27 protein-coding genes and 1 tRNA gene are annotated in these 25,670 nt (G+C 71.9%); 15 read left to right on the top strand and 13 right to left on the bottom strand.

Going from position 1 to position 25,670, the window contains the following annotated elements; all coding sequences use genetic code 11:
* Together AB0H37_RS35790 and AB0H37_RS35785 are read left to right on the top strand one after the other, a co-directional pair.
* Window positions 1-492: a YbjN domain-containing protein gene (locus tag AB0H37_RS35790; RefSeq protein ID WP_179832370.1), complete on the top strand. Its 492-nt coding sequence runs from the start codon at window positions 1-3 to the stop codon at window positions 490-492.
* A gap of 29 nt (window positions 493-521) precedes the next feature.
* On the top strand, window positions 522-1,349 hold the full coding sequence (locus AB0H37_RS35785; RefSeq protein ID WP_179832371.1) for a phosphoglyceromutase: 828 nt from the start codon (window positions 522-524) through the stop codon (window positions 1,347-1,349).
* 54 nt (window positions 1,350-1,403) lie between these two features.
* On the opposite strand, the gene AB0H37_RS35780 is transcribed toward AB0H37_RS35785, so the two are convergent.
* Complete coding sequence (locus AB0H37_RS35780; RefSeq protein ID WP_329095579.1) at window positions 1,404-2,573, bottom strand: MFS transporter; 1,170 nt, start codon at window positions 2,571-2,573, stop codon at window positions 1,404-1,406.
* A gap of 80 nt (window positions 2,574-2,653) precedes the next feature.
* Between AB0H37_RS35780 and AB0H37_RS35775 the strand changes: the two genes are divergently transcribed.
* Window positions 2,654-3,067, top strand: a complete 414-nt coding sequence (locus tag AB0H37_RS35775) for a MarR family transcriptional regulator (RefSeq protein WP_329095577.1) — start codon at window positions 2,654-2,656, stop codon at window positions 3,065-3,067.
* A 16-nt stretch (window positions 3,068-3,083) separates the two neighbouring features.
* On the opposite strand, the gene AB0H37_RS35770 is transcribed toward AB0H37_RS35775, so the two are convergent.
* On the bottom strand, window positions 3,084-4,178 hold the full coding sequence (locus tag AB0H37_RS35770; protein WP_360617111.1) for an oxidoreductase: 1,095 nt from the start codon (window positions 4,176-4,178) through the stop codon (window positions 3,084-3,086).
* Between the two features lie 90 nt (window positions 4,179-4,268).
* Window positions 4,269-4,931, bottom strand: a complete 663-nt coding sequence (gene phoU, locus AB0H37_RS35765; RefSeq protein ID WP_360617110.1) for a phosphate signaling complex protein PhoU — start codon at window positions 4,929-4,931, stop codon at window positions 4,269-4,271.
* A gap of 172 nt (window positions 4,932-5,103) precedes the next feature.
* Between phoU and AB0H37_RS35760 the strand changes: the two genes are divergently transcribed.
* The gene (locus tag AB0H37_RS35760; RefSeq protein WP_360617109.1) at window positions 5,104-6,312 is read left to right on the top strand and encodes an ATP-binding protein; all 1,209 of its coding nucleotides are present in this window, start codon (window positions 5,104-5,106) and stop codon (window positions 6,310-6,312) included.
* Entirely contained in the window at window positions 6,309-6,989 is a 681-nt protein-coding gene (locus AB0H37_RS35755; protein ID WP_179832376.1) for a response regulator transcription factor, read from the top strand. The genes AB0H37_RS35760 and AB0H37_RS35755 overlap by 4 nt, the downstream gene beginning before the upstream one ends.
* A gap of 70 nt (window positions 6,990-7,059) precedes the next feature.
* Here AB0H37_RS35755 and AB0H37_RS35750 read toward each other — a convergent pair whose 3' ends face one another.
* Together AB0H37_RS35750 and AB0H37_RS35745 are read right to left on the bottom strand one after the other, a co-directional pair.
* Window positions 7,060-8,031: a hypothetical protein gene (locus AB0H37_RS35750; protein WP_360617108.1), complete on the bottom strand. Its 972-nt coding sequence runs from the start codon at window positions 8,029-8,031 to the stop codon at window positions 7,060-7,062.
* A gap of 142 nt (window positions 8,032-8,173) precedes the next feature.
* Entirely contained in the window at window positions 8,174-8,947 is a 774-nt protein-coding gene (locus tag AB0H37_RS35745; protein ID WP_360617107.1) for a hypothetical protein, read from the bottom strand.
* Window positions 8,948-9,312: 365 nt separating this feature from the next.
* Here AB0H37_RS35745 and AB0H37_RS35740 point away from each other — a divergent pair, with 365 nt between their 5' ends.
* Both AB0H37_RS35740 and ispF read left to right on the top strand, forming a co-directional pair.
* Window positions 9,313-9,795: a CarD family transcriptional regulator gene (locus tag AB0H37_RS35740; RefSeq protein ID WP_021599843.1), complete on the top strand. Its 483-nt coding sequence runs from the start codon at window positions 9,313-9,315 to the stop codon at window positions 9,793-9,795.
* A 34-nt stretch (window positions 9,796-9,829) separates the two neighbouring features.
* Entirely contained in the window at window positions 9,830-10,300 is a 471-nt protein-coding gene (gene ispF / locus AB0H37_RS35735; RefSeq protein WP_329095563.1) for a 2-C-methyl-D-erythritol 2,4-cyclodiphosphate synthase, read from the top strand.
* Window positions 10,301-10,309: 9 nt separating this feature from the next.
* On the opposite strand, the gene fahA is transcribed toward ispF, so the two are convergent.
* Window positions 10,310-11,527, bottom strand: coding sequence for a fumarylacetoacetase (gene fahA, locus AB0H37_RS35730; RefSeq protein WP_360617106.1), 1,218 nt, complete (start codon window positions 11,525-11,527; stop codon window positions 10,310-10,312).
* Window positions 11,528-11,648: 121 nt separating this feature from the next.
* On the bottom strand, window positions 11,649-12,749 hold the full coding sequence (locus AB0H37_RS35725; RefSeq protein WP_360617105.1) for a DUF2637 domain-containing protein: 1,101 nt from the start codon (window positions 12,747-12,749) through the stop codon (window positions 11,649-11,651).
* A 205-nt stretch (window positions 12,750-12,954) separates the two neighbouring features.
* Between AB0H37_RS35725 and AB0H37_RS35720 the strand changes: the two genes are divergently transcribed.
* From AB0H37_RS35720 to AB0H37_RS35695, 6 genes are all read left to right on the top strand, one after another.
* Window positions 12,955-13,695 carry a DUF6585 family protein gene (locus AB0H37_RS35720; protein ID WP_360617104.1) on the top strand — a complete coding sequence of 247 codons (741 nt, stop codon included), beginning with the start codon at window positions 12,955-12,957 and terminating at the stop codon, window positions 13,693-13,695.
* 104 nt (window positions 13,696-13,799) lie between these two features.
* Window positions 13,800-14,156, top strand: a complete 357-nt coding sequence (locus AB0H37_RS35715; RefSeq protein ID WP_360617127.1) for a YciI family protein — start codon at window positions 13,800-13,802, stop codon at window positions 14,154-14,156.
* The gene (locus AB0H37_RS35710; protein WP_329095555.1) at window positions 14,153-15,406 is read left to right on the top strand and encodes a sigma-70 family RNA polymerase sigma factor; all 1,254 of its coding nucleotides are present in this window, start codon (window positions 14,153-14,155) and stop codon (window positions 15,404-15,406) included. Before AB0H37_RS35715 ends, AB0H37_RS35710 begins: the two co-directional genes overlap by 4 nt.
* A 170-nt stretch (window positions 15,407-15,576) precedes the next feature.
* Window positions 15,577-16,971, top strand: a complete 1,395-nt coding sequence (gene cysS / locus AB0H37_RS35705; RefSeq protein WP_360617103.1) for a cysteine--tRNA ligase — start codon at window positions 15,577-15,579, stop codon at window positions 16,969-16,971.
* Between the two features lie 125 nt (window positions 16,972-17,096).
* Window positions 17,097-18,005: a 23S rRNA (guanosine(2251)-2'-O)-methyltransferase RlmB gene (rlmB, locus tag AB0H37_RS35700; protein WP_329095551.1), complete on the top strand. Its 909-nt coding sequence runs from the start codon at window positions 17,097-17,099 to the stop codon at window positions 18,003-18,005.
* Window positions 18,006-18,045: 40 nt separating this feature from the next.
* On the top strand, window positions 18,046-18,951 hold the full coding sequence (locus AB0H37_RS35695; RefSeq protein ID WP_360617102.1) for an EamA family transporter: 906 nt from the start codon (window positions 18,046-18,048) through the stop codon (window positions 18,949-18,951).
* Here AB0H37_RS35695 and AB0H37_RS35690 read toward each other — a convergent pair.
* Together AB0H37_RS35690 and AB0H37_RS35685 are read right to left on the bottom strand one after the other, a co-directional pair.
* A complete protein-coding gene (locus AB0H37_RS35690; RefSeq protein WP_360617100.1) occupies window positions 18,920-20,092 on the bottom strand; it encodes a sigma-70 family RNA polymerase sigma factor in 1,173 nt (390 codons plus the stop codon). The two genes, AB0H37_RS35695 and AB0H37_RS35690, sit on opposite strands and share 32 nt — an antisense overlap.
* On the bottom strand, window positions 20,089-20,436 hold the full coding sequence (locus AB0H37_RS35685; protein ID WP_179832399.1) for a YciI family protein: 348 nt from the start codon (window positions 20,434-20,436) through the stop codon (window positions 20,089-20,091). The genes AB0H37_RS35690 and AB0H37_RS35685 overlap by 4 nt, the downstream gene beginning before the upstream one ends.
* Window positions 20,437-20,628: 192 nt before the next feature.
* Here AB0H37_RS35685 and AB0H37_RS35680 point away from each other — a divergent pair.
* Window positions 20,629-20,701 (top strand) — tRNA-Thr (locus AB0H37_RS35680).
* Window positions 20,702-20,780: 79 nt separating this feature from the next.
* Here AB0H37_RS35680 and AB0H37_RS35675 read toward each other — a convergent pair.
* A complete protein-coding gene (locus tag AB0H37_RS35675; protein WP_360617099.1) occupies window positions 20,781-21,188 on the bottom strand; it encodes a tyrosine-type recombinase/integrase in 408 nt (135 codons plus the stop codon).
* A 527-nt stretch (window positions 21,189-21,715) separates the two neighbouring features.
* Between AB0H37_RS35675 and AB0H37_RS35670 the strand changes: the two genes are divergently transcribed.
* Window positions 21,716-22,069, top strand: a complete 354-nt coding sequence (locus AB0H37_RS35670) for a hypothetical protein (RefSeq protein WP_360617098.1) — start codon at window positions 21,716-21,718, stop codon at window positions 22,067-22,069.
* 297 nt (window positions 22,070-22,366) lie between these two features.
* Here AB0H37_RS35670 and AB0H37_RS35665 read toward each other — a convergent pair whose 3' ends face one another.
* From AB0H37_RS35665 to AB0H37_RS35655, 3 genes are all read right to left on the bottom strand, one after another.
* Entirely contained in the window at window positions 22,367-22,981 is a 615-nt protein-coding gene (locus AB0H37_RS35665; protein ID WP_360617097.1) for an isochorismatase family protein, read from the bottom strand.
* Window positions 22,982-23,599: 618 nt separating this feature from the next.
* Window positions 23,600-24,439 (bottom strand): hypothetical protein, encoded by an 840-nt coding sequence (locus tag AB0H37_RS35660; protein ID WP_360617096.1) that lies wholly within the window; start codon window positions 24,437-24,439, stop codon window positions 23,600-23,602.
* A gap of 4 nt (window positions 24,440-24,443) precedes the next feature.
* Window positions 24,444-25,631: a glycosyltransferase family 4 protein gene (locus AB0H37_RS35655; protein WP_360617095.1), complete on the bottom strand. Its 1,188-nt coding sequence runs from the start codon at window positions 25,629-25,631 to the stop codon at window positions 24,444-24,446.
* Window positions 25,632-25,670 lie beyond the last annotated feature (39 nt).

Here is a 25,670-nt window from a genome sequence, read left to right as displayed (position 1 = left end):
GTGACCATCGTCGAGACCATCCGCGAGACGCTGAGATCCAACGAGCTGGAGTTCGAGGAGCCGCGCGAGAACGCGTTCTTCGTCAAGCTTCCCGGGCAGCACAAGCTCGCCACCATGACGTGGCTCATCGCCGGGGACCACTCGCTGCACGTCGAGGCGTTCTTCTGCCGCCGCCCGGACGAGAACCACGCCGAGTTCTACCGGTTCCTCCTGGAAAAGAACGGCCGCATGTACGGGGTCGCCTTCGCGCTCGACGACGTGGGCGACGTCCACCTCGTCGGGAAGGTCCCGCTCGAAGGCGTCTCTCCGGAGGAGATCGACCGCCTCCTCGGCTGCGTCCTCACCTACTCCGACGAGAACTTCGACAAGGCGCTGGAGCGCGGGTTCAAGTCGTCCATCCAGCGCGAATGGGACTGGCGCGTCAAGCGCGGCGAGAGTCTCGCCAACCTCCAGGCCTTCGCCTCCTTCGCGGATCCGGCCAACCGCGAGTGACCCGCGGGGGGCCGATAGGCTCTGGTGCCATGGCGACCCTGGTATTGCTCCGGCATGGCGAAAGCGTCTGGAACGCGGAAGGGCTGTTCACCGGCTGGGTGGACGTCGACCTCTCCGCGAAGGGCGAGAGCGAGGCGACCAAGGGCGGCGATCTGCTGCTCGACGCCGACATCACCCCCGACGTGCTGCACACCTCCCTGCTGAAGCGGGCCATCCGCACCGCCAACATCGCCCTGGACGTGGCCGACCTGCTCTGGATCCCGGTGAAGCGCTCCTGGCGCCTCAACGAGCGCCACTACGGCGCCCTCCAGGGCAAGAACAAGGCGCAGACGCGCGAGGAGTTCGGCGAAGAGCAGTTCATGACGTGGCGCCGCTCCTACGACACCCCGCCGCCGCCCATCAAGGACGACGACCCCCTGTCGCAGGTCAACGACCTGCGTTACGCCGAGCTGCCGTCCGAGCTGATCCCCCGCTCGGAATGCCTCGCCGACGTCGTCGACCGCATGCTGCCGTACTGGTACGACTCGATCATCCCCGACCTGGCGGCGGGCAAGACCGTCATGGTCGCGGCGCACGGCAACTCCCTGCGCGCCCTGGTCAAGCACCTGGACGACATCTCCGACGAGAAGATCGTCGGCCTGAACATCCCCACCGGCATCCCGCTCGTCTACGAGCTGGACGACGACTTCTCCCCGCTCAAGCGCGGCGGCGAGTACCTCGACCCGGCCGCCGCCAAGGCCGCGATCGAGGCCGTCAAGAACCAGGGCGCCGGTAAGGGCGGGAGCACCGCCAAGCCCGCCGCGAAGAGCCCCGCCCCGAAGGACGAGCGCAAGCCCAGGCGCGGCAAGCGCAGGTAGCCCGGAGGGGCCGCCCCCGGCGGCCCCTCGCATGGTGAACGCGGTCGGATGCGGTCACCCGGAGCCGGTGCTCGCGGGGACGGGACGACGGTCGCGGCGGTGGATGTGCACGGCCACGACCAGCCCGGCCAGGGTGAGCACGGCCGCGACGGGGAAGAGCGAGCGCAGGCCCGGCCCGTCGCTGATCAGCGTCCCGCCGAGCCAGCCGGCGAACGCGGCCGCGACCTGGAACCCGGAGGCGTTGACGGCCACCGCCAGCGTCGGGGCCGCGCCCGCCGTGGTCAGGACGCGGGTCTGCATGCCCGGGATGATCGCGAAGGCCAGCACGCCGAGCGCGAAGGTCATCGCGGCGGCGAGCGGCCGGACGCCGCCCACCGCCCAGAACAGCGCCAGGGCGCCGGCCAGCGCGCCGAGGAGCCAGGCCAGGGACGGCATCAGGGCCCGGTCCGAGAGCCGGCCGCCGAGGAAGTTGCCCGCGACCGCGCCCGCGCCGTACACCAGGAGCAGCGCCGGGACGGCGCCCTCGGTGAACCCGCCGACCTCGGTGAGCAGCGGCGCGATGTAGGTGAAGACGGTCACCACGCCCACGTTGCCCAGCGCGGTGAGGACGATCGCCAGGCGGACGTCCCGCCCCGCGAACACGCGCAGCTCGCCCCGGAGCGGGCCGGTCGCGGCGGGGGGCAGGGCGGGGACGAACCGCAGAACCATGAGCAGGGCCACGGCGGTGAGCGCGGCGATCGAGCCGAAGGTCGCCCGCCAGCCGAGTCCCTGACCGATCAGGGTCCCCAGCGGTGCGCCGAGGACGATGCCGAGGTTCAGCCCCAGCGCCACCTTCGCGATGGTGGAGGACTCCCTGCCCGCGGGGGCCGTGGCGGCGGCGGTGGCGATGGCGACCGCGAAGAACGTGGCCACGACCAGCCCCGCGGCGAACCTGGCCGCGAGCAGCACCGGGTAGTTCGGCGCCAGGGCGGAGCCGAGGTTGCCGAGGATCGACACGGCGATGAGGCCGGTCACGAGCGGCTTGCGCGGCAGCCGCGCCGTCAGGACGGTGACGACCGGCCCGCCGACGATCATGCCGAGCGCGTAGGCGCTGACCAGGCGCCCGGCGGCGGGCACCGAGACGCCGAGGTCCGCGGCCACGTCCGGCAGGATGCCCGCGATGACGAACTCGCCGGTGGTCAGGCCGAACACGACCAGCATGAGGGACAGGAGGGAGGGGGGCACGCGGCGCTCCATTTACTTCGAACTCGGATGATTCGAATTAGCAATATCATGATTCGAAGTACAGGCGCTACACTCGGGGCATGGGCGAGCAGATGGAGCGGGACGTGTGCAAGCTGGTCCACCGGTTCGCGCAGCGGCTCGACGTCCACGCCCGCCGCGTCGCCGACGAGGTGGGGATGACCGCCGCCCAGGTCGTCGCGCTCCGCGAGCTGTCGGAGCCGATCACGGCGCGCGAGCTCGCCCACCGCATGGCGTGCGAGGCGTCGAACGCGACCTTCGTCCTCGACCGCCTCGAAGGGCAGGGCCTCGTCGAGCGCCGCCCCCACCCGACCGACCGCCGCGCGAAGCAGATCGTCCTCACCCCGGACGGCGAACGCTGTCGCGCCGACGTCCTCGAACGGCTCGACGCCGACTCACCGCTGACCCCGCTCGCCCCGGCCCAGCAGGAGTCCTTGCGCGACCTGTTGCAGGCGCTCCTGGGGGAGCCGGCCTAGCGGGAGGAGAACCCGGTCAGCGGGTGAGGACGAGGCGGGCGGCGCGGCCCTTTTCTCCTGCGGCCCAGCAGCCGCCGTCGGGCGCGCAGTCGACGGTGTCGAAGCTCCCGGTGTCGAACCGGGTCCACGTGCGGCCGCCGTCGAGGGTGCCGTCGCTGCCCGTGGGCCCCACGGCCAGCGCGGCCGGGCCCGCGTACGCCGGCCACACGGCCCCCGACCGGTACTCGGCCGGCGGGCGGCGCGCGGGACGCCACGTGCGGCCTCCGTCACCGGTCGTCGCCGCGGCCGCCGGGGACGGCTGCCCCGGCCGGTAGTCGCCGCCGACCGCGACGCCGTGCCGGGCGTCGCGGAACGCCACCGCGAACACGCCCTGCGACGGGCCGGCCGGCAGCGGGGTGTCGGCGACGGTCCAGGTGAGGCCGCGGTCCCCGGAGTGGAACACGCGCGAGCGGGACGCCCCGCCCGTCGCCAGCCACACGTCCCGCGGCCCATGGCTCACCAGGCACTGCCCGCTGGCGGCGAACCCGGCCTCGCCCTCCAGCGCCGGGGGCATGCCCCTGGACGGCAGGACCCGCCAGCTGCGGCCGGCATCGCTGGTGGAGATGATCCGGAACCGGCCGTCCACGGGGTCGCCGACGGCCAGCCCGTGCCGGGAGTCGGAGAACGTGACGCAGTCGTAGAACGCCCTGGGATCGTCGTTCCTGAAACCGAGCGTCCAGGTGACGCCGCCGTCCGAGGTCCGGTAGACGCGGGACGCATCGCCCTCGCCGATGGCCAGCACGACCGCCCGCCGCGCGTCGAACGCCTCGATGTCGCGGAACTCCAGGCCCTGCGCGCCCGCCGGGGCGACGTCGCGCCACGTGCGGCCGCCGTCGGCCGTCCGCAGCACCGTCCCGCCGCTGCCCGCCAGCCAGGCGACCTCGCGGCCGACCGCCGCCAGGCCGCGGAACCGCGCCTCGCTCCCGGTCGGGGTGAGCCGCCAGGCGGGCCCGTGCGCCACCGGCCTCGCCTGCGCAGGCACGGCGCCCGGCACCCCGAGGGACGCCGCCGCCACCGCCCCGCACACCCCGGCCGCCGTGATCGCCCGGACCAGCGCCCGCATCGGTCTCATGACGCGCAAGCTAACGAACGTTGATCAAGCCGTCCAGACCCCGGCCCTCCAAGCCTCGCGGCACGGAGCGGCGCGGGCGAGGCCGGCCGGTCAGGCCGAGTCGATGATCTCCTCGGGACGCTGGCCGGTCACCAGGTAGACGACGTTCTCCGCGACGTGCACGGCGTGGTCGGCGAAGCGCTCGAAGTAGCGCCCGGCGAGGGTGATGTCGACGGCCGGCTCGACGCCGTGCCGCCACTTCGGGGACAGCAGGATGTCGAACAGGCGGCGGTGGAGGCGGTCCATCTGGTCGTCGTCGGCGTCCAGTTCCAGTCCCATCTCGACGTCCTGGGACGCGATCACGCTGCCCGTCTTGGCGATCATCCGCTCGGCGATCTGCCCCATCTCCAGGACGGTCGCCTGCAGCTCGGGCGGGACGGCCGACTCGGGGTGGCGGCGCCGGGCCGTCTTGGCGATGTGCACGGCGAGGTCGCCCATGCGCTCCAGGTCGCCGCTCATCCGCAGCGCGGTGATCAGGGTCCGCAGGTCGCCGGCGACCGGCTGCTGGCGCGCCATCAGGTCGAACACCGTCGCCTCGATGTCGGCGTCGATCTTGTTGACGTGCTCGTCCCCGCTGATGACCTCCTCCGACAGCCGCAGGTCGGCGTCCAGGAGGGCGGTCACCGCGCGGGCCATCGCGGACCGGACGAGGCGGGTCATCTCCACCAGGCGGTCGGTGAGGGAGTCGAGTTCCTCGTGGTAGGCGTCGCGCACTTGAGAATCCTTCGATGTGAACGGGGGGCGGGCAGGGCGGACTCGCCCACGCCACAGCCTGCCCCACGGGTGTGAACGCATCCGGTGGCAAAGGTGAACTTTGGGGTAACGAGAAGGCGCTGGCCAGGCCAGAGGGGAAGCGTTACTCCGAACGCCGCCTACGATCCGAGGTGTGGAGGTCGAGATTGTCGCGAGCCTGACAGGGCTCGCCGGGCTCGCGATCGGGCTCGCGACTGGATTGGCGGTGCGGGTGAGCGAGCGAGCCCAGCGGACGGCGGTTGCGACGAACCCGGTGGGCAGCCTGCCGCCGGGCGTCGCCTCGGTCCTGAGCGTCCTGCGGTCCTCGGCCGTCGTGGTGGACGGCGAGGACCGGGTACTGCGGGCCAGTTCGGCGGCACGGGCGTACGGACTGGTCAGCGGCGACCACCTGGTGGTGGACGAGGTGATCGCGATGACCCGGCTCGTCCGCCGCGACGGGGAGATCCGCGAGACCGAGATACAGGTCGGCCCGAACGGCGGCCGCCGCCGGGCCGACGGGCGGTGGTTCGCGGTCCGCGTCGCGCCGCTCGGGTCGCACGGGCTCGTCCTCGTGCTCGCCGAGGACCTCACCGACATGCGCCGCACCGAGGCGATCCGCCGCGACTTCGTGGCGAACGTCAGCCACGAGCTGAAGACCCCGGTGGGCGCGCTGTCCCTGCTCGCCGAGACCGTCGAGGGCGCCGCCGACGATCCCGAGGCCGTCCGCCGGTTCGCCGGCCGGATGCAGTACGAGTCGGTGCGGCTGAACAACCTCGTCCAGGACCTGATGACGCTGTCGCGCGTCCAGGGGGACGAGCCGCTCCCCGAGCTCACCCCGATCACCCTCGACGAGGTGATGGCCGAGGCGCTCGACCGCTGTCAGATCAAGGCGACCGCCAAGGACATCCAGCTCGCGTCCGGGGGCGAGGACGGGCTGCGGGTCCGCGCCGACCAGGAGCTGCTGGTCACCGCGCTGCGCAACCTCGTCGACAACGCCGTCGCCTACAGCCCCGAGCACACCCGGGTGGTGGTGTCGACCCGCCGGTGCGACGAGACGCACGTCGAGATCAACGTGACCGACCAGGGCATCGGCATCCCGGAGGCCGAGATCGAGCGGATCTTCGAGCGGTTCTACCGGGTCGACCCCGCCCGCTCCCGCCAGACCGGCGGCACCGGCCTCGGCCTCGCCATCGTCAAGCACGTCACCAGCAAGCACGGCGGCGAAGTCACGGTGTGGAGCAAGGAGGGGCACGGGTCGACGTTCACGATCCGGCTCCCCCTGATCGACACGCCGCGCCGCCGGCCGGCCGCGACGACCGCAGACCAAGCCCCACAGAACACCGCCCGGGAGGCAACACCGTGACCCGCGTGCTCGTCGTGGAAGACGAAGAGTCCTTCAGCGACGCACTGTCGTACAACCTGCGCAAGGAGGGGTTCGAGGTGGCCGTCGCCGCCACCGGCCCCGACGCGCTGGACATCTTCGAGCGCAACGGTGCCGACCTCGTGCTGCTCGACCTGATGCTGCCCGGGCTGCCCGGCACCGAGGTGTGCCGCGAGCTGCGCGCCCGCTCCAGCGTCCCGGTGATCATGCTGACCGCCAAGGACAGCGAGGTCGACAAGGTCGTCGGGCTGGAGCTCGGCGCCGACGACTACGTCACCAAGCCGTTCTCCACCCGGGAGCTGATCGCCCGGATGCGGGCCGTGCTGCGCCGCCAGGGCGAGGTCGAGGAGCCGACGCCCGCGACGCTGGAGGCCGGGCCGGTCCGGATGGACGTGGAACGCCACGTGGTCAGCGTGGGCGGCGAGCCCGTCCAGCTCCCCCTCAAGGAGTTCGAGCTGCTGGAGGTGCTGCTGCGCAACGCCGGCCGCGTCCTCACCCGGATGCAGCTGATCGACCGCGTGTGGGGCGCCGACTACGTGGGCGACACCAAGACCCTGGACGTCCACATCAAGCGGCTCCGCGCCAAGGTCGAGGAAGTGCCGTCCACGCCGCGCTACATCGTCACCGTCCGGGGCCTCGGCTACAAGTTCGAGCCCTGACGGATATGAAGAACGGCCCGTCCCGGTCGGGACGGGCCGTTCTCATGTGTGCGGGTGCCGGGGCTCGGGATCAGCCGGCGGCCGGGGTCTCCGTGGCGGCATGGGGCTGCGTGGTGGCCGGGGGCTGCGACGACTCCGGCCCGCCCTGCTCGGCGCCCGGGGACGGCGACGTGCTCGCCTCTCCGCCGGGGGTCTGGCCGGGCGTCTGGCCCGGGGTCCGGCCGCCCGGGGCCTGCGGCGTGGCGGGCGTCATCGGCAGCGGGTAGCCGCTGAACTCGTCCTGCCGCGCCACCACGGGCACCGAGAACTCGACGGACCCGGCGCGCTCGAACCGCAACGTCAGCGGCACCGTCGCCCCGGCGAGCAGCTCCTCGCCGAGCCGGGGCAGCACCACCAGCGGCTGATCCCCGCCGGTGCTCGGCGTGGCCGACGGACCGCCGCCCTGCGGGCCCGTGGTGTTCTCCGAGGTCGGGGTCTCGGACACGTTCGGCGTCGCGCCCTGGCCGGTCGGCTCGGGGGTGGCGCCGCCGGAAGGCGCGGCCTGACCGGAAGGCGTGGCCTGGCCGGAGGGCGTGCCGCCCGGCTGCTGCGTCCTCTTCTTGCCGGCCGGCTGCTGCGGGGTGGGGGTCGCCGAGGGCTTGCCCAGCAGCCTGGTGAAGCTGCCCGTCCCGTCCGGGGCGGCGGGCGGCAGGGTGAGCGCGCCGCCCTCGATCTTCGCCTCGCCGCCGAACGCCGGGCTGCTGACCGAGACCAGGCGGTCCTGCCGGCCCTTCACCTGGTTGATGATCACACCGTAGAGGGCCAGGGACGTGCCCGCGGGGATCGGCCGTCCCGCCTCAGGGCCCAGCAGGAACATGTGGCGCAGGTCGATCTGCGCGGCCCCCGGCCTGTCCTTCGGCACCGACACGTTGACGCCCTCGGTGAGCTGCGTGGGGGCGGCGGACTGGGGCTTATCGCCGGCGCCGCAGCCGGAGACCACCGGCGCGATGGCGACGGCGCCAGCGATGGCGAGCACGACCATTCGACGGCTGTTTCGGATCACGGCGGCGGTCTCCTCGCGAAATATCAGATGAAGAGGTGGCTTCAGAAAGTGGTGGGGCTGGCGTGAGATACGCCAGGGGAAGCGTAGCGAGGTCCTGCCGGTGACCCCTCTCCGGGGTGGCCGACACGCCTGGCGGGGCCGTCTAACCGGAACCGAGGCCCTTGATCTTCCCGGTGAGCTCGGGGCCGGACCGGGGCGCCCGGACGACCTCGGTGACCACGCCGTCGGGCTGGACGAAGACGGCGGTGAGGCCGGTGCCCGTCGGGCCGGGCGTGCCGGGCGCGGGCGAGTACGCGCCGGCCAGGACGGCGGCGCGGTCCTCCAGGATCTGCGGCGTCCCGAGGTGGGCGGTGCCCGCGCACGCCCTGAGGTCCTTCAGGGACATGGGCTTCCTGGCGCCGGCGGGACGCGGGTCGGCGACGAGCCAGAAGGTGAGGGTGTACTCCTGCGTCCGGCCGGCCAGCTCCGCCACCAGGGCCTCGCACCGGTACCCGGGCGGGACGATGGCGATCACGCCGGGGCGCACGTCCCGCAGCGGTTTGGAGGTGCGGCCGGCCGTCACGAGGTCGACCCGGCGGTCGGGCAGCAGCCCGCCGACCCTGCCGGGGCTCGCGGTGGGGCGGGGGGCCAGCTGGGCGCTCGTCGGCCGGGGCGCGGGACGGGGACCGAAAGCCGTCATCAGGACGCCGCTCAGCAGCGCGACCAGCAGCGCGCCCGCGATGATCGGGACGGCGACCCCGAACCGGGTCAGCGGGCGGTACAGCCGCCGCACCCGGGCCCTGCGCCGCCGCCTGCGCCTCTCCCGGTGGTAGGCGGTGACGTCCCGCTCCAGCTCGCGGGCGTCATCGGGCACCACGACGTCGACGCGCGGAAGCCCGTAGTCGTCGGGCTCCGGGTCGCCGCCGTCCGGCCTCACGCGACACCTCCCTCGCCGATCGGTGTTCCCGCGGGACGCGCGTCCCCACGCCGTGTCCTGTTGAGACCCTTCCGGGCGCTTCGTACCCGCGCGACCCAGGGTGCTCACATCCCAGTATGGAACCCGCCCGCACCGCCGGCGGAACGATGCTTGTAACCGGGGGCCCGTTGCCGGTAAAGGCGCGGGGGTGGGATCGCGGTGTTCTGTCGGCTACGCTGAGTGGGGGGAACTGGTCGGCGATGCACCAATAAAGGGGTTTGTCAATACCTCAATATGTGGCTTGACCTGCGCATTTGTCGGGAAGGCCGGTTCGGGCACGCTCGTTTCCGTGCTACCCTGGTGTTAGCGGAAGGGGTACTTGTCACATGACTTTCCAGGTCGGCGACACCGTCGTCTACCCCCACCATGGGGCTGCTCGGATCGAGGCCATCGAGACTCGCACCATCAAGGGTGAGGACAGGACCTACCTGGTCCTGAAGGTTGACAAGGGTGACCTGACGGTACGGGTCCCGGTCGAGAACGTCGAGGACGTGGGCGTCCGGGACGTCGTCGGCCAGGACGGGCTGGAGAAGGTGTTCGAGGTGCTTCGCGCACCCTACACCGAGGAGCCCACCAACTGGTCGCGCCGGTACAAGGCGAATCTTGAGAAGCTCGCCTCCGGCGATGTCAACAAGGTCGCGGAGGTCGTCCGCGACCTCTGGCGGCGCGACAAGGAGCGCGGTCTGTCCGCGGGTGAGAAGCGGATGCTCGCCAAGGCGCGCCAGATCCTCGTCAGCGAGCTCGCGCTCGCCGAGAAGACCAACGAGGACAAGGCAGAGGCGCTGCTCGACGAGGTCCTGGCCAGCTGAGCGGTCGGCCTCGTTGAACGAACGGCTCCCTCGGGTGGGCGTCGGTACCGACGTCCACCCGTTCTCGTCCGAGCCCCGCCCCCTCTGGGTCGCGGGGCTCGAATGGCCGGGTGAGGGCCACGGCCTAGCCGGGCACTCCGACGGCGACGTCGCCGCGCACGCCGCCTGCGACGCGCTCCTTTCGGCCTGTGGTCTCGGTGACCTCGGCGCCGTCTTCGGCACCTCGGATCCGCGCTGGTCCGGCGCCTCCGGCGTCGACCTGCTGCGCGAGGTCGCCCGGCGCGTCGACGAGGCCGGTTACACGATCGGCAACGTCGCCGTGCAGATCATCGGCAACCGTCCCAAGATCGGCAAACGGCGCGCCGAGGCGGAGAAGACCCTCACCGAGGCCCTGTCCGGCGCCCCGGTCACCGTCTCCGCCACGACCACCGACGGCCTGGGCCTGACGGGGCGGGGCGAGGGCCTGGCGGCCATCGCCAACGCTCTCGTCCTCCCACCCGCGTAACGGGCGCCGCTACGGCAGAGCCGGGTGGACGGTCCCCGTCACGTCGCCGAGGGCGATGCGGGAACCGGAGGCACCCGGCGCCTGGGCGCGGAGGGTCACGGTGTCGCCGTCCTCCAGGAACGTGCGCTCCGTGCCGTCCTCCAGCAGCAGGGGCTCCTGGCCGTTCCAGCTGAGCTCCAGCAGGCAGCCCCGCTCCTCGCGCTCGGGCCCCGAGACCGTGCCGGACGCGAACAGGTCGCCGGTGCGGAGCGGGGCGCCGTTCACCGTGGCGTGCGCCAGCTGCTGCGGCGGCGTCCAGTACATCGACGCGAACTTCGGCCGCGCCGCGACCCGGCCGTTGATCAGGACCTCCAGGTGCAGGTCCAGCCCCCACGGCTCCTCGCAGCGCAGGTAGGGCAGCGGCACCGGGTTCTGGACGGGCGGCGAGACGCGCGCGGGCTCCAGCGCCGCGACCGGCACCACCCACGACGAGACCGACGTCGCGAACGACTTGCCGAGGAACGGGCCGAGCGGCTGCGACTCCCACATCTGCAGGTCGCGCGCGCTCCAGTCGTTCACCAGCACGAAACCGAACACGTGGTCGCGGAACGCGGCGGCCGGGATGCCGCGCCCGGCGGGGGAGGGGACGCCCACGACGAAGCCGACCTCCGCCTCGAAGTCCAGGCGCCGCGACGGGCCGTAGGACGGCTCCGGCTCGTCCTTCGCCCGCCGCTGCCCGGACGGCCGGATGATCGGCGTCCCCGTCGGATACACGGTCCCTGAGCGACCGTGGTAGGCGACCGGCATGTGCTTCCAGTTCGGCGGGAGCGGCTCGCCCTTCGGCCGCAGGATCCGTCCCGCGTTCGTCGCGTGGTGCTCCGAGGAGTAGAAGTCGACGTAGTCGGCGACCTCGAACGGCCTCTGCATGCTCACGTCCGCGACCGGGATCAGGTGGGGCTCGACCCGCTCGCGGTACGCCTCGTCGGTGAGCAGCTCGGTCACCCGCTCCCGGTTCGCCTGCCAGGCGGCGCGTCCCGCGACCATGAAGGCGTTCAGCGACCCGGAGGCGAAGTACCGCCGGTCCTCCACCAGCCCCACGGCCGACATCTCGGCGAGGTCGAGGACGCGGTCGCCGATGGCCACGCCGATGCGCGGCAGTTCCCCCGGGCGCGAGAAGACCCCGTACGGCAGGTTCTCGATGCCGAAGCCGCCCTCCTGGCTGCCCTCGACCCATGAAACGGTCGTCATGGAGTCATACCTTCCCCCGCCGCCTCCCTTTCATCCGATGCGCGCAGATCAGCCCCGGCGGGAGGAAAGGAGGGTTTCCAGATCAGGGCAAAGGCCCGACAGCCCGCGCCGGGACCGTTCCCTATTCGGCGGGAGGGAGGGGGCCGCTGCGGAAGTTGCCGGACGGCGGCGGGTTCCAGTCGTCCCTGGCCGGACGGTCGCCCGCGTCGGAATCCTCCGCGCCGCGGTCTCCGGCGTCGGGGTCCTCGGCGCGGTCGGCGGGCGGGCCGTCGTCCTCGTCCTCGTCGGCGCCGTAGGGCGGGGGCATCACGATGTCGGGGCGGGTCGTCGCGGCGGCCGGGGGCTCCTCGGCGACGCCGTCCCGGCCCCGGACGAGTTCGACGTCCGTCGGCAGCAGGTCCGGTACCGCGTCCAGCGGCCGGCGCGGCTGCGGCAGCGGGTCCAGCGGCGGCGCCGGTTCCGACGACAGGCTCTCCTCCCAGGCGAAGGAATCGAAATCCTCGGCGACGGGCTCGGGCTTCTCGGCGGCGGGCCACTCGGGCTCGTCCTTGAACGGCAGGATCGGCTCCGGCTCCGGCTCCGGCTCCGGCTCCGGCTCCGGGTCCGGGTCCGGGTCCGGCTCGGGCTCAAGCTCCGGTTCGGGCTCGCGCTCGGGCTCCGGTTCCGGTTCCGCTCCCTGTGCGGCGGGCGCCTCCAGCGCGAGCGGCGGTGCCGCGGGCCCCAGGACCTTGACATGGCCGCGCTGCGCCTCGACCGGTCCCTCATCCCCGGCGGCCGGCCGCGCCACCCGGATCTGCTTGACCATCGTCAGCCACAGCCAGACGGCGATCACGAGCATGGCGTGCGGCGCCACGGCCACGCCCGTCCGCACCGCGTCGTCCGGCAGCGGACCGAACCCGCGGACCGAGTGCTGGACGGAGACGGCGGCGCCCCCGGCGAGGAGCAGGACCAGCAGCGTCCAGCGCGGCAGCCGCGTCCACCAGCGGGCGTTGCGGGTGACGACGAGCGACAGGATGGTCACGGCGGTGAGGGTGTCGGCCATCGCCGGGTACAGCGGTGCCCAGCGGCGGCTCACCCCGCCGGTGACGGCGAGCTCGCGCAGCACGTCGTAGGTCAGCGCGAACGCGCCGCCCGCGAGCGCGGCGACGACGAGACCGGCGGCGGTGGTGAGCAGCCGCCGCTGCACGGGGGTGTAGGAGGGCCGGGTCGGATCAGTCGGCATGTCTCTCGTTCCGGAAGGAGGGGTCCTCCGCCGAGATTAACCAGCCGGGACGCCACCGAACCGCAACTTCTTAGTGATCACTGTGGCGCTGCGCACTATAAGTGGGGAGACGTACGGTATTGGTGACGACAGGCAAGGGAGGCAGTGATGGCGTGCGGCAGGTTCGTGCGTGTCACGCGGGCCCGCGCGGCAGGGTAGCGCCGTCGTGGCGCTCCCCCGGGACCGGCTCGGCGCACCGGTCCGGATCTTCGACGGGCGGGCCGCGGCCCGCCGCACCTGGGCATGGCTGGCGCTGCTGTGCCTGGCCGCCGCGGCGCTCGTCCCGGCGGCCGTCGCCTACCTGCACGATCGCGTGTGGTGGGTGGGCGTCCCGGCGCTGCTCCTGTCGATGGGGTACGCGGCCGCCGCCGGATGGACGGCGGGACGGGACCGGCCGCGCGTCCGGTCCCGCGTCGCCGCCCTCCACACCGGGGGCCTGGCGCTCACCGGGCCGGGCGGCGGGGCCTACACGTGGGACGAGCTCGTCTCGGTGACGGTCGTCGGCGTACCGGGCGGGCCCGGCGGGCGCGTGCGCTGGTGCTTCACGGTCGTCGCCGACGACGGGAACGTGCTGCGGCTCGGCGACGACATCCCCGAGGTCCGGACGCTCGGCGTGGCCGTCGCCCAGGAGGTGACCGCCCGGACCGTTCCCCGCCATCTGGCGGCGGTGAAGGCGGGGGAGTGCGTGCGGATGGGCCCGTTCACCGTCGACCTGGACGGAGTCGGGAAGGACGGCGAGCGACTGCCCTGGGGCGCCGTCCAGGACGTGGTGATCGGGGGCGGGATGGTGACCGTGCAGGCCCGCCCGGGCCGCACGGAGCTGGCGGCGATCGCTTCCCGGATGCCGGACGCGCTGGCGTTCAGCGTCCTGTGCCACCAGGTCAGGGACCTGATCGAAGATTTCTGAAGATTCTTTCGCAGGGAGTGTCGAGAACCGGCCGGCCGCTCCGATCCTCCTTCGACGGACCCGGGGACGGGCCGCCCGACCACGAGGAGAGAACCGTGAAGTACATGCTGATGATCTACAACCGTCCCGGCTTCCTGGAGGAGCTGACGGAGCAGGAGCGGACCGAGCTGTTCGGCGAGGTCGAGGCGATCATGACCGAGCTGTCCGAGTCGGGCGAGCTGGTCGGCGGGGCGGCGCTGGCCGACCCGTCCCTCACCAGGACCGTCGTGGGCAGGGACGGCCGGCCGGCCGTGACGGACGGCCCGTTCCTGGAGGCCAAGGAGCACTTCGCCGGCTACGTCAGCGTGGACTGCGAGACCGAGGAGCGGGCCGTGGAGATCGCCTCCCGCTGGCCGGACGTCAAGTACGGCGGGTACATGGAGGTCCGGGCGGTCATGCACGACTCCGGGACGGAGATGTGAGGACGCCCCCGGCCGTCGAGGACCTGCTGCGCGCCCTCGCGCCGCAGGTGCTCGGCACGCTCGTGCGGCGGCACGGCGCCTTCGACGCGTGCGAGGACGCCGTGCAGGAGGCGCTGCTCGCCGCCGCCGTGCAGTGGCCGGGGGAAGGCGTTCCGGAGAACCCGCGCGGCTGGCTGCTGACCGTCGCGACCCGGCGGCTCACCGACCAGTGGCGCAGCGAGCGGGCCCGCCGCGACCGCGAGGCGGCCGTGGCCGCGGAGGAGCCCGCCGAGCCCGGTCCGGAGGAGGACCGGCCCGGCGACCGCGACGACACGCTGACGCTGCTGTTCCTGTGCTGCCATCCGGCGCTGTCGCCGTCCTCGCAGGTCGCGTTGACGCTGCGGGCCGTCGGCGGCCTGACCACGGCGCAGATCGCCCGCGCGTTCCTCGTCCCGGAGGCGACGATGGCGCAGCGGGTCAGCCGCGCCAAGCAGAAGATCAAGGCGGCGGGGGCGCGGTTCGGGTCCCCGCCGCCGGACGAGCGGGACGAGCGGCTGCGCGCCGTCCTGCACGTGCTGTACCTGATCTTCAACGAGGGGTACACCGCGTCCAGCGGGCCCGACCTCCAGCGTGCGGACCTCACCGCCGAGGCGATCAGGCTCGCCCGGGCGCTGCACCGGCCGCTGCCCGGCGACGGGGAGGTGACCGGGCTGCTCGCGCTGATGCTGCTCACCGACGCCCGCCGCGCGGCCCGCACCGCCGACGGCGGGCTGCTGGTCCCGCTCACCGAGCAGGACAGGACGCTCTGGGACGCCGAGGAGATCCGGGAGGGCACCGAGCTGATCACCGACGCGCTCACCTGGTCGCCGCCCGGCCCGTACCAGGTCCAGGCCGCGATCGCCGCCGTCCACGCCGAGGCCGCCCGGCCGCAGGACACCGACTGGCCGCAGATCCTCGCGCTGTACCGGGTGCTGGCGCACCTGGCGCCGAACCCGATGGTCACGCTGAACGAGGCCGTCGCGCTGGCCATGGTGGACGGGCCTTCCGCCGGCCTCGACCTGCTGCGCACGCTGGACGGCGACACCCGGATGGAGGGACATCACCGGCTCGCGGCCGTCCGGGCCCACCTGCTGGAGACGGCCGGCGACGCACCGGCCGCGCGCGAGGCGTACCGGGACGCCGCCCGCGGCACGACGAGCCTGCCCGAGCGGCGCTACCTCGAATCCCGCGCCGCCCGGCTCGCCGACGGAGACCCCGGCGGGAAAGCCTGAGTCTCCGGCGCGGCCCTCTGCCACGACAGGCCCGGCCCGCACGCCGCCGCTTTCGTCGCCCGGCAGGCGGAGACGTTCCCGTTGGAATGACCCCGTGGCATGTCCGGATGGCCCAGCCCGGCCTGTGCGATGCGCCACGTAGCCGGACGCCGATCCAATAACCTGAACCCGTGAGCCTGCGCCTTTACGACACCGGTACCCGTAGCGTCCGCACGTTCGAGCCCCTGGAAGAGGGCCGCGTGGGGATGTACGTGTGTGGTGCGACCCCGCAGGCGGCCCCCCACATCGGGCATCTGCGCTCGGGCGTCATCTACGACGTCCTGCTGCGCTGGCTGCGCGCGTCCGGCTACGAGGTGACGTTCGCGCGCAACGTCACCGACATCGACGACAAGATCATCGCGGTGTCGGCGGAGCTGGGCGTGCCGTGGTTCGCGGTCGCCGAGGGCAACCAGCGCACGTTCACCCAGGGCTACGACCTGCTCGGCTGCCTGCCCCCGACGATCGAGCCGCGCGCCACCGGGCACGTCCCGGAGATGATCGTCCTGATGCGCCGGCTGATCGACAAGGGCCACGCGTACGCCGTGGACGGCGACGTGTACTTCGACGTCAAGTCCTGGGCGGACGAGTACGGCGCGCTGTCGAACCAGCGGCTGGAGAACATGCGCTCCGCCGGCGACACCCCCAACGAGGACCTCAAGCGCGACCCGCGCGACTTCGCGCTCTGGAAGGGCGCGAAGCCGGGGGAGCCGTCCTGGGAGACGCCCTGGGGGGACGGGCGCCCCGGCTGGCACCTGGAGTGCTCGGCGATGGCGACCCGCTACCTCGGCCCGACCTTCGACATCCACGGCGGCGGCGTCGACCTGATCTTCCCCCACCACGAGAACGAGATCGCGCAGTCCCGCGCCGCGGGCGACGGCTTCGCGCGCTACTGGCTGCACAACGGCCTCCTCACCGTGGACGGCGAGAAGATGAGCAAGTCGGTCGGCAACGTGGTGCTGCTGCCCGACCTGCTGGGCAGGGCCCGCCCGGTCGAGGTGCGCTACTACCTCGCCTCGGCGCACTACCGGTCGCTGATGGACTACACCGACGCCGCCCTGGCCGAGGCCGTCTCCGCCTACCAGCGGATCGAGGGCTTCGTGACGCGGGCCTCGGAGCAGGTGGGCGCCGGTTCGCCGTCCTCCGTCCCGTCCGCCTTCGCCTCCGCGATGGACGACGACCTTGGCGTCCCGCAGGCGCTGGCGGTGCTGCACGAGACCGTCCGGGAGGGCAACAGCGCCCTGGCGTCCGGCGACCGCGACGCGGTGCGGGAGCACCTGGCGGCGGTCCGGGCGATGGCCGGCGTCCTCGGCATCGACCCCCTCTCCCCGCAGTGGCGGGCCTCGGGGGAGGACGACCTGCACCCCGTCGTGGACGCCCTGGTCAAGGTGGCGCTGGAGCAGCGGCAGGCGGCCCGCGCCCGCAAGGACTACGCGGCGGCCGACGCGATCCGCGACGGCCTGTCGGAGGCCGGCGTCCTCGTCGAGGACACCCCCCAGGGTCCCCGCTGGGAACTGAAGCGCGGCTGACCGTGCATGGGGAACCCGCGCGGCGGATAAAATCGAATGTTCGCGGGGGTTCGTCGCCGTCCGCTGAGAACTTGAGCCGCCCGGCAGGGGCGAGCACGCAACCGTCGCGAAGGGCGTAACCGACAATGGCCAAGCGCAAGGGACCCACCCCCAAGGCCGAGGACCGGCACTGGCACGGCAAGCGCCAGAAGGCCCGCGCCGTCAAGAGCGCCAAGCGCACCGGCACCCCGACGCTGGGGCCGGGCGCGCGCGCCCAGGGCCCGTCGGAGAACCGTCCGGCCGGACGCCCCGCGGGCGCGCGGCGCGCGACCGGCGAGGTCCCCGAGCTGGTCACGGGCCGCAACCCGGTCGTCGAGGCGCTGCGCGCGGGCGTCCCCGGCACCGCCCTGTACGTCACGTCCGGAACGGACGAGCGGGTGCGCGAGGCGATCCAGATCGCCGCCGACCGCCGCATCCCGCTGCTGGAGACCGGCAAGAACGAGCTCGACCGGCTGACCGACGGCGCCGTCCACCAGGGCATCGCGCTGCAGGTCAAGCCCTACCGGTACGCGCACCCGGACGACCTGCTCAAGGGCACGGCCCCGCTGGTCGTCGCGGTGGACGGCATCACCGACCCCCGCAACCTCGGCGCGATCGTCCGCTCCGCCGCCGCGTTCGGCGCGACCGGCGTGGTCGTCCCGGAGCGGCGCGCGGCGGGGGTCACGGCCGGCGCCTGGAAGTCGTCCGCCGGAACCCTCGCGAACATCCCGGTCGCGCAGGCCACGAACCTGTCCCGCCAGCTCAAGGCCTACCAGAAGGCCGGGTGCTTCGTCGCCGGGCTGGACGCCGCCGGCGGCGTGACCGTCGCCGACCTGGAACTCGCGTCCGGGCCGTTCGTGCTGGTCGTGGGCTCGGAGGGCAAGGGCCTCGGACGCCTCGTCGCCGACACCTGCGACATGCTCGTCACGATCCCGATGCCGGGGAGGGCCGAGTCGCTCAACGCCGGAGTGGCCGCGGGCATCGCGCTGTACGAGATCAGCCGCCTCCGCGCCTGAGATCGGAAATAATCTCAACGTTCAGATAATTGACGTTGAGGTGAACCAGTCGACAGCCCTCCCGGCGCCGGCCCTGCGCACCCGCTACGCCTCCGACCTCGCCCTCGCCGCCTTCGCCCCCGCGAGCTGGGGCACCACCTACGTGGTCACCACCACCCTCCTGCCCGACGGCCGCCCCCTGCTGGCCGCCACCATGCGCGCCCTGCCCGCCGGACTGGTGCTGCTCGCCGCCACCCACCGCCTGCCGCGCGGCGACTGGTGGTGGAAGTCGATCGTCCTCGGCCTGCTGAACTTCGGCGCCTTCTTCCCGCTGATCTTCTTCGCCGCCTACCGCCTCCCCGGCGGCGTCGCAGCGACGATCGGCTCCGTCCAGCCCCTGGTCGTGGCGCTGCTGTCGATGGGCGTCCTGCGGATCCGCCCGGCCCGCGCCGTCCTGTACTCCGCCCTCGCCGGCACCGGCGGCGTCGCGCTGCTGACCCTCGGCGCCGACGCCCGGCTCGACCCCCTCGGCATCGGCGCCATGCTCACCGCGACGTCCCTCATGGCCACCGCGATCGTCCTGGCCAAGAAGTGGGGACGCCCCGAATCGCCCCTGGTCATGACCGGCTGGCAGCTCACCGTCGGCGGCCTCGTCCTCCTGCCGCTCACCCTGGCGCTCGAAGGCGCCCCGTCCTCGCTGACCGGCGAGAACCTGCTGGGCTTCGGCTACCTCGGCATCGTCGGCACCGCGATCGCCTACGCCCTCTGGTTCCGCGGCATCGACCGCCTGCCCCCGACCTCCGTCTCCCTCCTCGGCCTCACCAACCCGATGGTCGCCACCCTGGCGGGCCTGCTGATCCTCGGCCAGACCCTCACCCCATGGCAGGTCGTCGGCTTCACCATCGCCCTGGGCGCCCTCGTCGCCGGCCAGACCTTCAACCGGAGACCGCAGCCCGCCGCCTCCTGAGGAACGCCCGCTCGGCCCCGTCCTCCGTGCGCTTCAGGGCCTCGCCATAGGCCTCAGCCGCCTCCTCGCCCCGCCCCAACCGCCGCAGCAAGTCAGCACGCACCGCATGGAACAGGTAGTACCGGCCCAGCCGGAGCCCGTCGACCAACTCCAGCGCGGCCCCAGCCCCCTGAACCTCACCGACCACCACAGCCCGATTGAGCGCCACCACAGGACTCGGCGCCACGGCCATCAACTGGTCGTACAACTCGAGAACCTGATCCCACCGGGTGTCCTCGACGTTCGCCGCATCCCCGTGCACCGCGTTGATGGCCGCCTGGATCTGGTACGGCCCAGGCCGTCCGATCTGGAGGCACCGCCGCACCAGCGCCTGCCCCTCTTCCACGAGCTCCCGATCCCAGAGCCCGCGATCCTGCTCGGCCAGCAGCACCAGCTCCCCGTCCCGCCGCCGGGCGTCCCTGCGGGACTCGATGAGCAGCATCAACGCCAGCAACCCCAGCACCTCAGGCTCGTCCGGCATCAACTCCCGCAGCAGCCGCCCCAGCCGGACCGCCTCTGCCCCCAACTCCTCGCGCCCGCCGTACCCCTGGTTGAACACCAGATAGACGACCGCCAGCACGCCGGAGAGCCGTTCCGGCAGATCACCCTCGTCCGGCACCCGGTACGGGATCCCGGCGTCCCGGATCTTCGCCTTCGCCCGCACCAGCCGCTGCGCCATCGTCCTCTCCGGCACCAGGAAGGCCCGCGCGATCTCCGCCGTCGACAGCCCGCCCAGCAACCGGAGCGTCAGGGCGACCCGCGCCTCCATCCTCAACGCCGGATGGCAGCACGTGAAGATCAGCCGCAGCCGATCGTCCTCGACCACGGACGCCTCGACCGGATCCGCCACGTCGAGCAGCACGGCCTGCGCGTACTTCCCGGCCCGCGCGGCCTCCCGCCGCAACCGGTCGATCGCCTTGTGCCGCGCCGTCGTGATGATCCACCCCGCCGGGCTGGGCGGCGTCCCCTCGTCCGGCCACCGTCGCACCGCCTCGGCGAACGCCTCCTGCACCGCCTCCTCGGCGACGTCCACATCACCGAACACCCGGACCAGCACGGCCACCGCGCGCCCGTGCTCCTCCCGGAAGACCCGCTCGATCACCCCTCGCCCTGGAACGGCCGCACCTCGATCGGCAACCCGGTCACCTGCGTGAACCTGGCCGCCACCTTCAACGCCGCGTCCAGGTCCCTCACCCTGATGATCGTGACGCCGCCGATATGCTCCTTGCCCTCCGTCCACGGCCCGTCCGTCGCGATCACCTCGTCCCCCCGCATGGACACCACGGTGCTCGCCTCCGGCTGCTCCAGCCCCCGCCCGAACACCCAGCACTCCTGCAGCTCCAGATCCCGCCGGACCTCAGCGAGCCGAGCCATGATCGGCTCCAGCACCTCCGGCGGCGGCACCTCCCCCACCGGCTGGATGATGTTGAGCACGTAGGACTTCATCTCTCCTCCTCCACGACCACCAGCAGCACCCCTGCCCCTGTCCTTCCCCGCGATGGCCGACCGTGCCCACCTCCGACGCACCCCAGCGTCCCCACCCCACACGAACGAGCCCCCCACACATCGACACCGACCCCAGAAAAACTCCCCGGATCCCCCCGAGCCCCCAAGTCGACTACGATGCGGGACGAGCCCGCCGGCGTAGCTCAATTGGCAGAGCATCTGTCTTGTAAACAGAAGGTTAGGGGTTCAAGTCCCCTCGCCGGCTCCCAGCTCAAAGCCCCCTTCCCGGTGTTGGAAGGGGGCTTTTGCTAACACCGTGGGAGCCACCGTGGGAGCCACGGGAATCAGCCGCCGAACAGAGCGCCGCTCATGGCCTCGGCTGCGGCGCGCTTGTCGTCCACGATCAGGTGACCGTAGGTGTCCTTCGTGATGGCGATGCCCGCGTGCCCGAGGATCTCCGAGACCACATGCAGCGGCGTCCCTTGCGCGAGCATCAGCGAGGCCCCCGAGTGCCGTAGCTCATGCGGATGCCAGTGACCGAGGCCCGCCCGCTGGGCCAGCTTGGAGAACGTGTGCGAGAAGTTGTCCGGGTCGGTGGAGGTGCCCACCTCGGACGGGAAGAGCAGCCCGTGATCCTGCCAGGCTTCACCGAGCGCGAGCCGTGCCTTCGCCTGGTCGGCGTGCAGTGTGCGGAGCTTGCTCATGATCTCTGGTGTGAGCACGAGAGTCCGCCGTGACTTGGCCGTCTTCAACTCGCTCGAGCACGATGCGCGTCTTGCGACCGCTGTTCTCGTCGCGAACCTTGATTCGCTTCACCGCGTGCGTGAGCCGCAGTGTCCCGGCCTCCCAATCAAGGGGCGGCGGCGCTCGCGCCGTTGGCTCGGCCAGCCGCCCGCGCGTCCGGGGCGTGCGGCGTGGGCGCCGGTCCCCGGCCGCGCGCGCCCGGCCGCGCATCGCTGCGTGGTCGCGCTTGCCGGTCGCCGGCCAGGTCCGCTCGGGGTCGCGCCGCCGCCCAGGACAAGCCAGCGCCAGCGCATCAAAGCCGTTCGGCGACGAGCACCAGGCCGTGACCGTGGTTGGGCATCGTTGCCTGTCACGGTCAGTACGGGGAGCCGGTTGCGCGTGTGCTACTGGGAAACCCCGTGGTTCCCCAGACCCCTCCTGGAGCCGGAGGGCACTCCCGCGCGCATCTGTCTGTCAGGGGTTGAGCGCCGTTCGCGTGGGAGCACCCTCCGGACCGGTCCGCGCGTCCGTTGCGGTACGCGCCTAGGCTGCGAGCGTGGCCGATACGAAAGGGACTCGACCGAAGATCCGTCCGGTCGAGCAGTGGAACGACGCATACGGGTTCCTCGACCAGGTCCGGGCGCGCCCAGGGATGTGGGTTCGTGGCCATTCACTGCGCGAGCTGGAGACTCTCCTCTGCGGATACGGCGTCGCGCTGCTGATCCACGAGCTTGACGAGCACTTCGCGTTCGGTCCCAGAGGCCCCTTCTTTGACTGGCTGGAGCAGCAGTACGGCTGGTCCCTGGCGCTCGGGTGGGCTGCGGCGATCGAAGATCATGCCGAAGGTGAATCCCCGCTCGAACGGTTCTTTCAGCTCGTCGACGAGTTCCGTCGCTCTGCTCAGACTTGAGGAGGTTTGGGAGCCACGGTGGGAGCCACGGGGACGGATGATCTTGGATCGGAGTGAACGGGTTCGGACGGGGCGCAGGTCATCGGCCCAGCGTGCGGACGGGTTCGGACGGCGGCAGTGATCGTTTGGGGACCTTGTAAACAGAAGGTTAGGGGTTCAAGTCCCTCGCCGGCTCCCAGCTCAAAGCCCCCTTCCTGGCCTTGGAAGGGGGCTTTGCTTCACAGTGGGAGCCATCGTGCGGAGGCCGGAGGCTGCCGGGCGCGCGGTGTCGATCAGGGGTGTCGTATGCGTCCAGTTTCAGGCGGCGACGACGGGGTCACCGCTCAGTTCGACACCGGCTCGGCGCAGCTCGGCGATCGCGGTGCGGGTGGTGTCGGCGGCGACGCCGGCGGTGTAGTCGAGCAGGACCCGCACCGCGAAGCCCGCGCGCACTCCATCCAGCGCGGTGGCCTTCACGCAGTGGTCGGTCGCGATGCCGACGACGTCGAGGTCGGTGATGTGGCGGGCCCTCAGCCAGGCCGACAGGGGTGTGCCGTCCTGGGCCGAGCCCTCGAAACCGCTCTTGGAGGCGGAGTGCGCGCCCTTGAAGAAGACCTCGTCGACGTGCCCGGAGTCGACGGCGGGCGCGAAGTCCGGATGGAACTCGCCCCCTTCGCTGCCGACGACGCAATGCACGGGGAAGGAGTCCTGGAAGTCAGGGTTGCTGGAGAAGTGGGGGCCCGGATCTATGTGGTGGTCACGGGTGGCGATGACGAAGGCGTACTTCTTGCCGGCCTTCTTGCCGGCCTGCTTGTTGGCGCGCCGGACCAGTTCGGCGATGGCTGCGGCCCGTCCCGCACCCCCTTTCACCGGAACGCTGCCGCCCTCACAGAAGTCCTTCTGCACATCAACAACGATCAGTGCGCGACGCATGGAATGTCCCTCCCTTGGGCGTACTTCTCCTCGACGGCCGCCTTCCGCCCGCGGGCGAACTCGCCCCTGGCGGGTCGATTACCCGACCGGTGTAGTGCGCAGCATGCGCAGGACGGGGACGGCCGTGTAACGGGTGTTGAACAGCACCAGCGGGTGCAGGGGCCTTCTAGCGGATGGGGGTGCATTTCAGCTCCCAGACCCATCCGGGGAGCTCGGCCAGCCGACCAGACCGACGGCGAGCGGAGCGCCGAGCGCCGTGGTGAGGCGTGGCATTGGGGTCTCCCTTTGAATGTCGTGGAAGTCTCCGATTGCCTCCAAAATATCACACTAAGAAGTTATTCAACTACTCTCCGTCAAGTTGGTGTTTTGTCGCTGTCGGCTTCGCCGGAGGCCGCCATGGGCCGATCACGGTAGGCGGCCGGGATACGCGGGAACGCCGCCGTTGAGATCTTGAACGTTTGTGTCTCCGCAGGTTAGGGGCCGGTGCGGGGGGTGGCTGGTCGGCGGGGTTGGCGCCTGCCTGGTGGTGGGTCTGGGCGGCGGCCGACGGTGCCACGTGCGCGTTCGGCGCATGAGCCGTCGCCCGTCACCTCGCCTCGTCTCGTCCTTTCGGGTGAGTCATGCGGTGCTCCAGCCGTCGACGCACGCGAGCCAGGTTCCCTCTAGTCGGATCGGGTCGATGTGGTGCATCCCGGCCCGGTTCCAGGCGTGGCGGACGGCTTGGTCGAACGGGTCGACCGGGATCGGTGTCTCCCGGTGGTGTTGTGATGTGAGGTCGGTGACGGTGAAAGCCCTCACCCCCATCCCGTAGCCGCCGCGGCAGTCTTGGGCGTAGCGCACGAGCTGGTTGTTCCACACGACGGGTCTGCCTGCGGGGCGTGCCTTGCCGGGGTCGCCGGCGACGACCGGGCTGGCGGGATGTTCGGCCCATGGCCCCAAGAGGGTGTCGGCGTGGAAGAGATACAGGTGGTCGTGGTTGTGCGGGCCGCAGGCGTACATCCACCACCGGCCGTCGTGGTGGATCAGTGTGGGGTCGGCGAGAGGCCGGTTGAGCAGTATCGCCGCCAGCCGCCAGCCGGCGGGAAAGGCGTCGGCCATATACAGCCGCACCTGCCCAGTGCGCCGCGTCTCGGGGACCAGGTAGAACCGGCCGCCGTGGGCGAAGACGAACGGGTAGGACAGGTGGAAGTCCTCGGCGAGAACCACTGCGTTGTAAGTCCAGGCTCGGTGGTCGGCACTGTGCGCATGGCCGATTCGCCCCGTACCGGTGGCCCGGTCGTAGATTTCGAAGAACATGTGCGACCGGTCGCCGACCCGCAGCGTGAAGGGGTCGGCGACGAAGGCCGCGTCGAGGTCGTGGATGTCAGCGCGGGTGAGGACCGGATTGGGAACACCTTCGGCCGGTGCCAGGCGCAGCGGGGAGGGTCCTTCGTAGATGCCGATCGACCAGTTCTGCACAGCATCACCTTCTTCCTCGGAGCAACAGGTCGGCGCCGCCCATCACGCGGGCCTTGGCCGCCACCAGATCGGACAGGAGGTGTTCCCAGCGGTCACCGATGGCGGTGATGTCGTAGTGCTGGGCGGTCTGGAAGGCGTTGCCGCCCATCCGCCGTCGCAGCCGGTCATCGGTGATGAGCTCGATCAGCGCGGCGCCGAGGGCGTCGACGTCGCCCGGTGGGACGAGCAGCCCGTCGCGCCCCGGGGTGATGATCTCGCGGGGGCCGCGGGGGCAGTCGAAGCTGACGACCGGAACGCCGCAGCCGAACGCTTCGATGATCGTCCTGCCGAAGCCTTCGTTGTCAGAGCTGACCGCCAGGATCGAGGCCTTGGCGAACTCGGCCTCGATATCGCGGGCGGGGCCCATGAAATGCACGCTGTCGCCGAGCCCGAGCCGGTTCGTCTGGGAGCGGAGGTCTTCCTCCAGTGACCCATAGCCGTAGATGCGCAAGATCCAGCCTGGGTGGGCAGCTCTCACCGCGGCGAAAGCGGCGATGAGCCGGTCGTAGCGCTTGACCTCGACGAACCGGCCGGCCGCCGCGATGATCTGCTGGTCCAACGACGAGCGCAGCCGCCGACCAGGGGGCAGTTCCCCCGGCAGCGCCACCACCGGCGCGGCCTCACCGAGGATCTGGGCGTAGTCCCACCGGTCGCTCTCGGTGCGGGTGACCACCGCGTCCAGCCGCGGATACCAGCGGCCGATCTGCTTCATCATGTCGTCATCGTGAAAGCTGAAGTTGCGGTGCTCTCGCCCCACGACCACCGTGCGGGGCGGCGCGAAGCGGGCGGCGAGCAGGTTCAAGCCGACCCGCGTGCTGATCAGAACGTCGGTCCGCAGCGTCCGCAACGCGCGCCACAGCCGCGGATCACCACGCAGCGGAACATCGCTGCGCCGCGGGTCAGCGCGGGGAATCAACCGGCTCCGGTATCGGTCCAACCTGGCCACCCAGCCCGGCCGCGCACCTTCACGAACGTCAACCAGCGTGCGCAGCCCGACCCGGGGGTCGACCGGATAGAACGGCGACTCGCGCGTCCGCAACACCGTGACGATCTCCACCTGATGCCGTTCGGCCAGGTAGTTGGCAAGAACGATGTTGGACCGGAAGGTGCCACCCATCCCGTAAGCGCTGTGCAGTAAAAACGTGATCTTCACGGCCGCTCCCCGGTCATCATCCATTCCTTCCCCAACCCC

Origin of the sequence: Actinomadura sp. NPDC023710 (genome assembly GCF_040639875.1) — a bacterium.
Lineage (GTDB): Bacteria > Actinomycetota > Actinomycetes > Streptosporangiales > Streptosporangiaceae > Spirillospora > Spirillospora citrea.
This window is presented reverse-complemented; position numbering and strand designations above follow the sequence as displayed.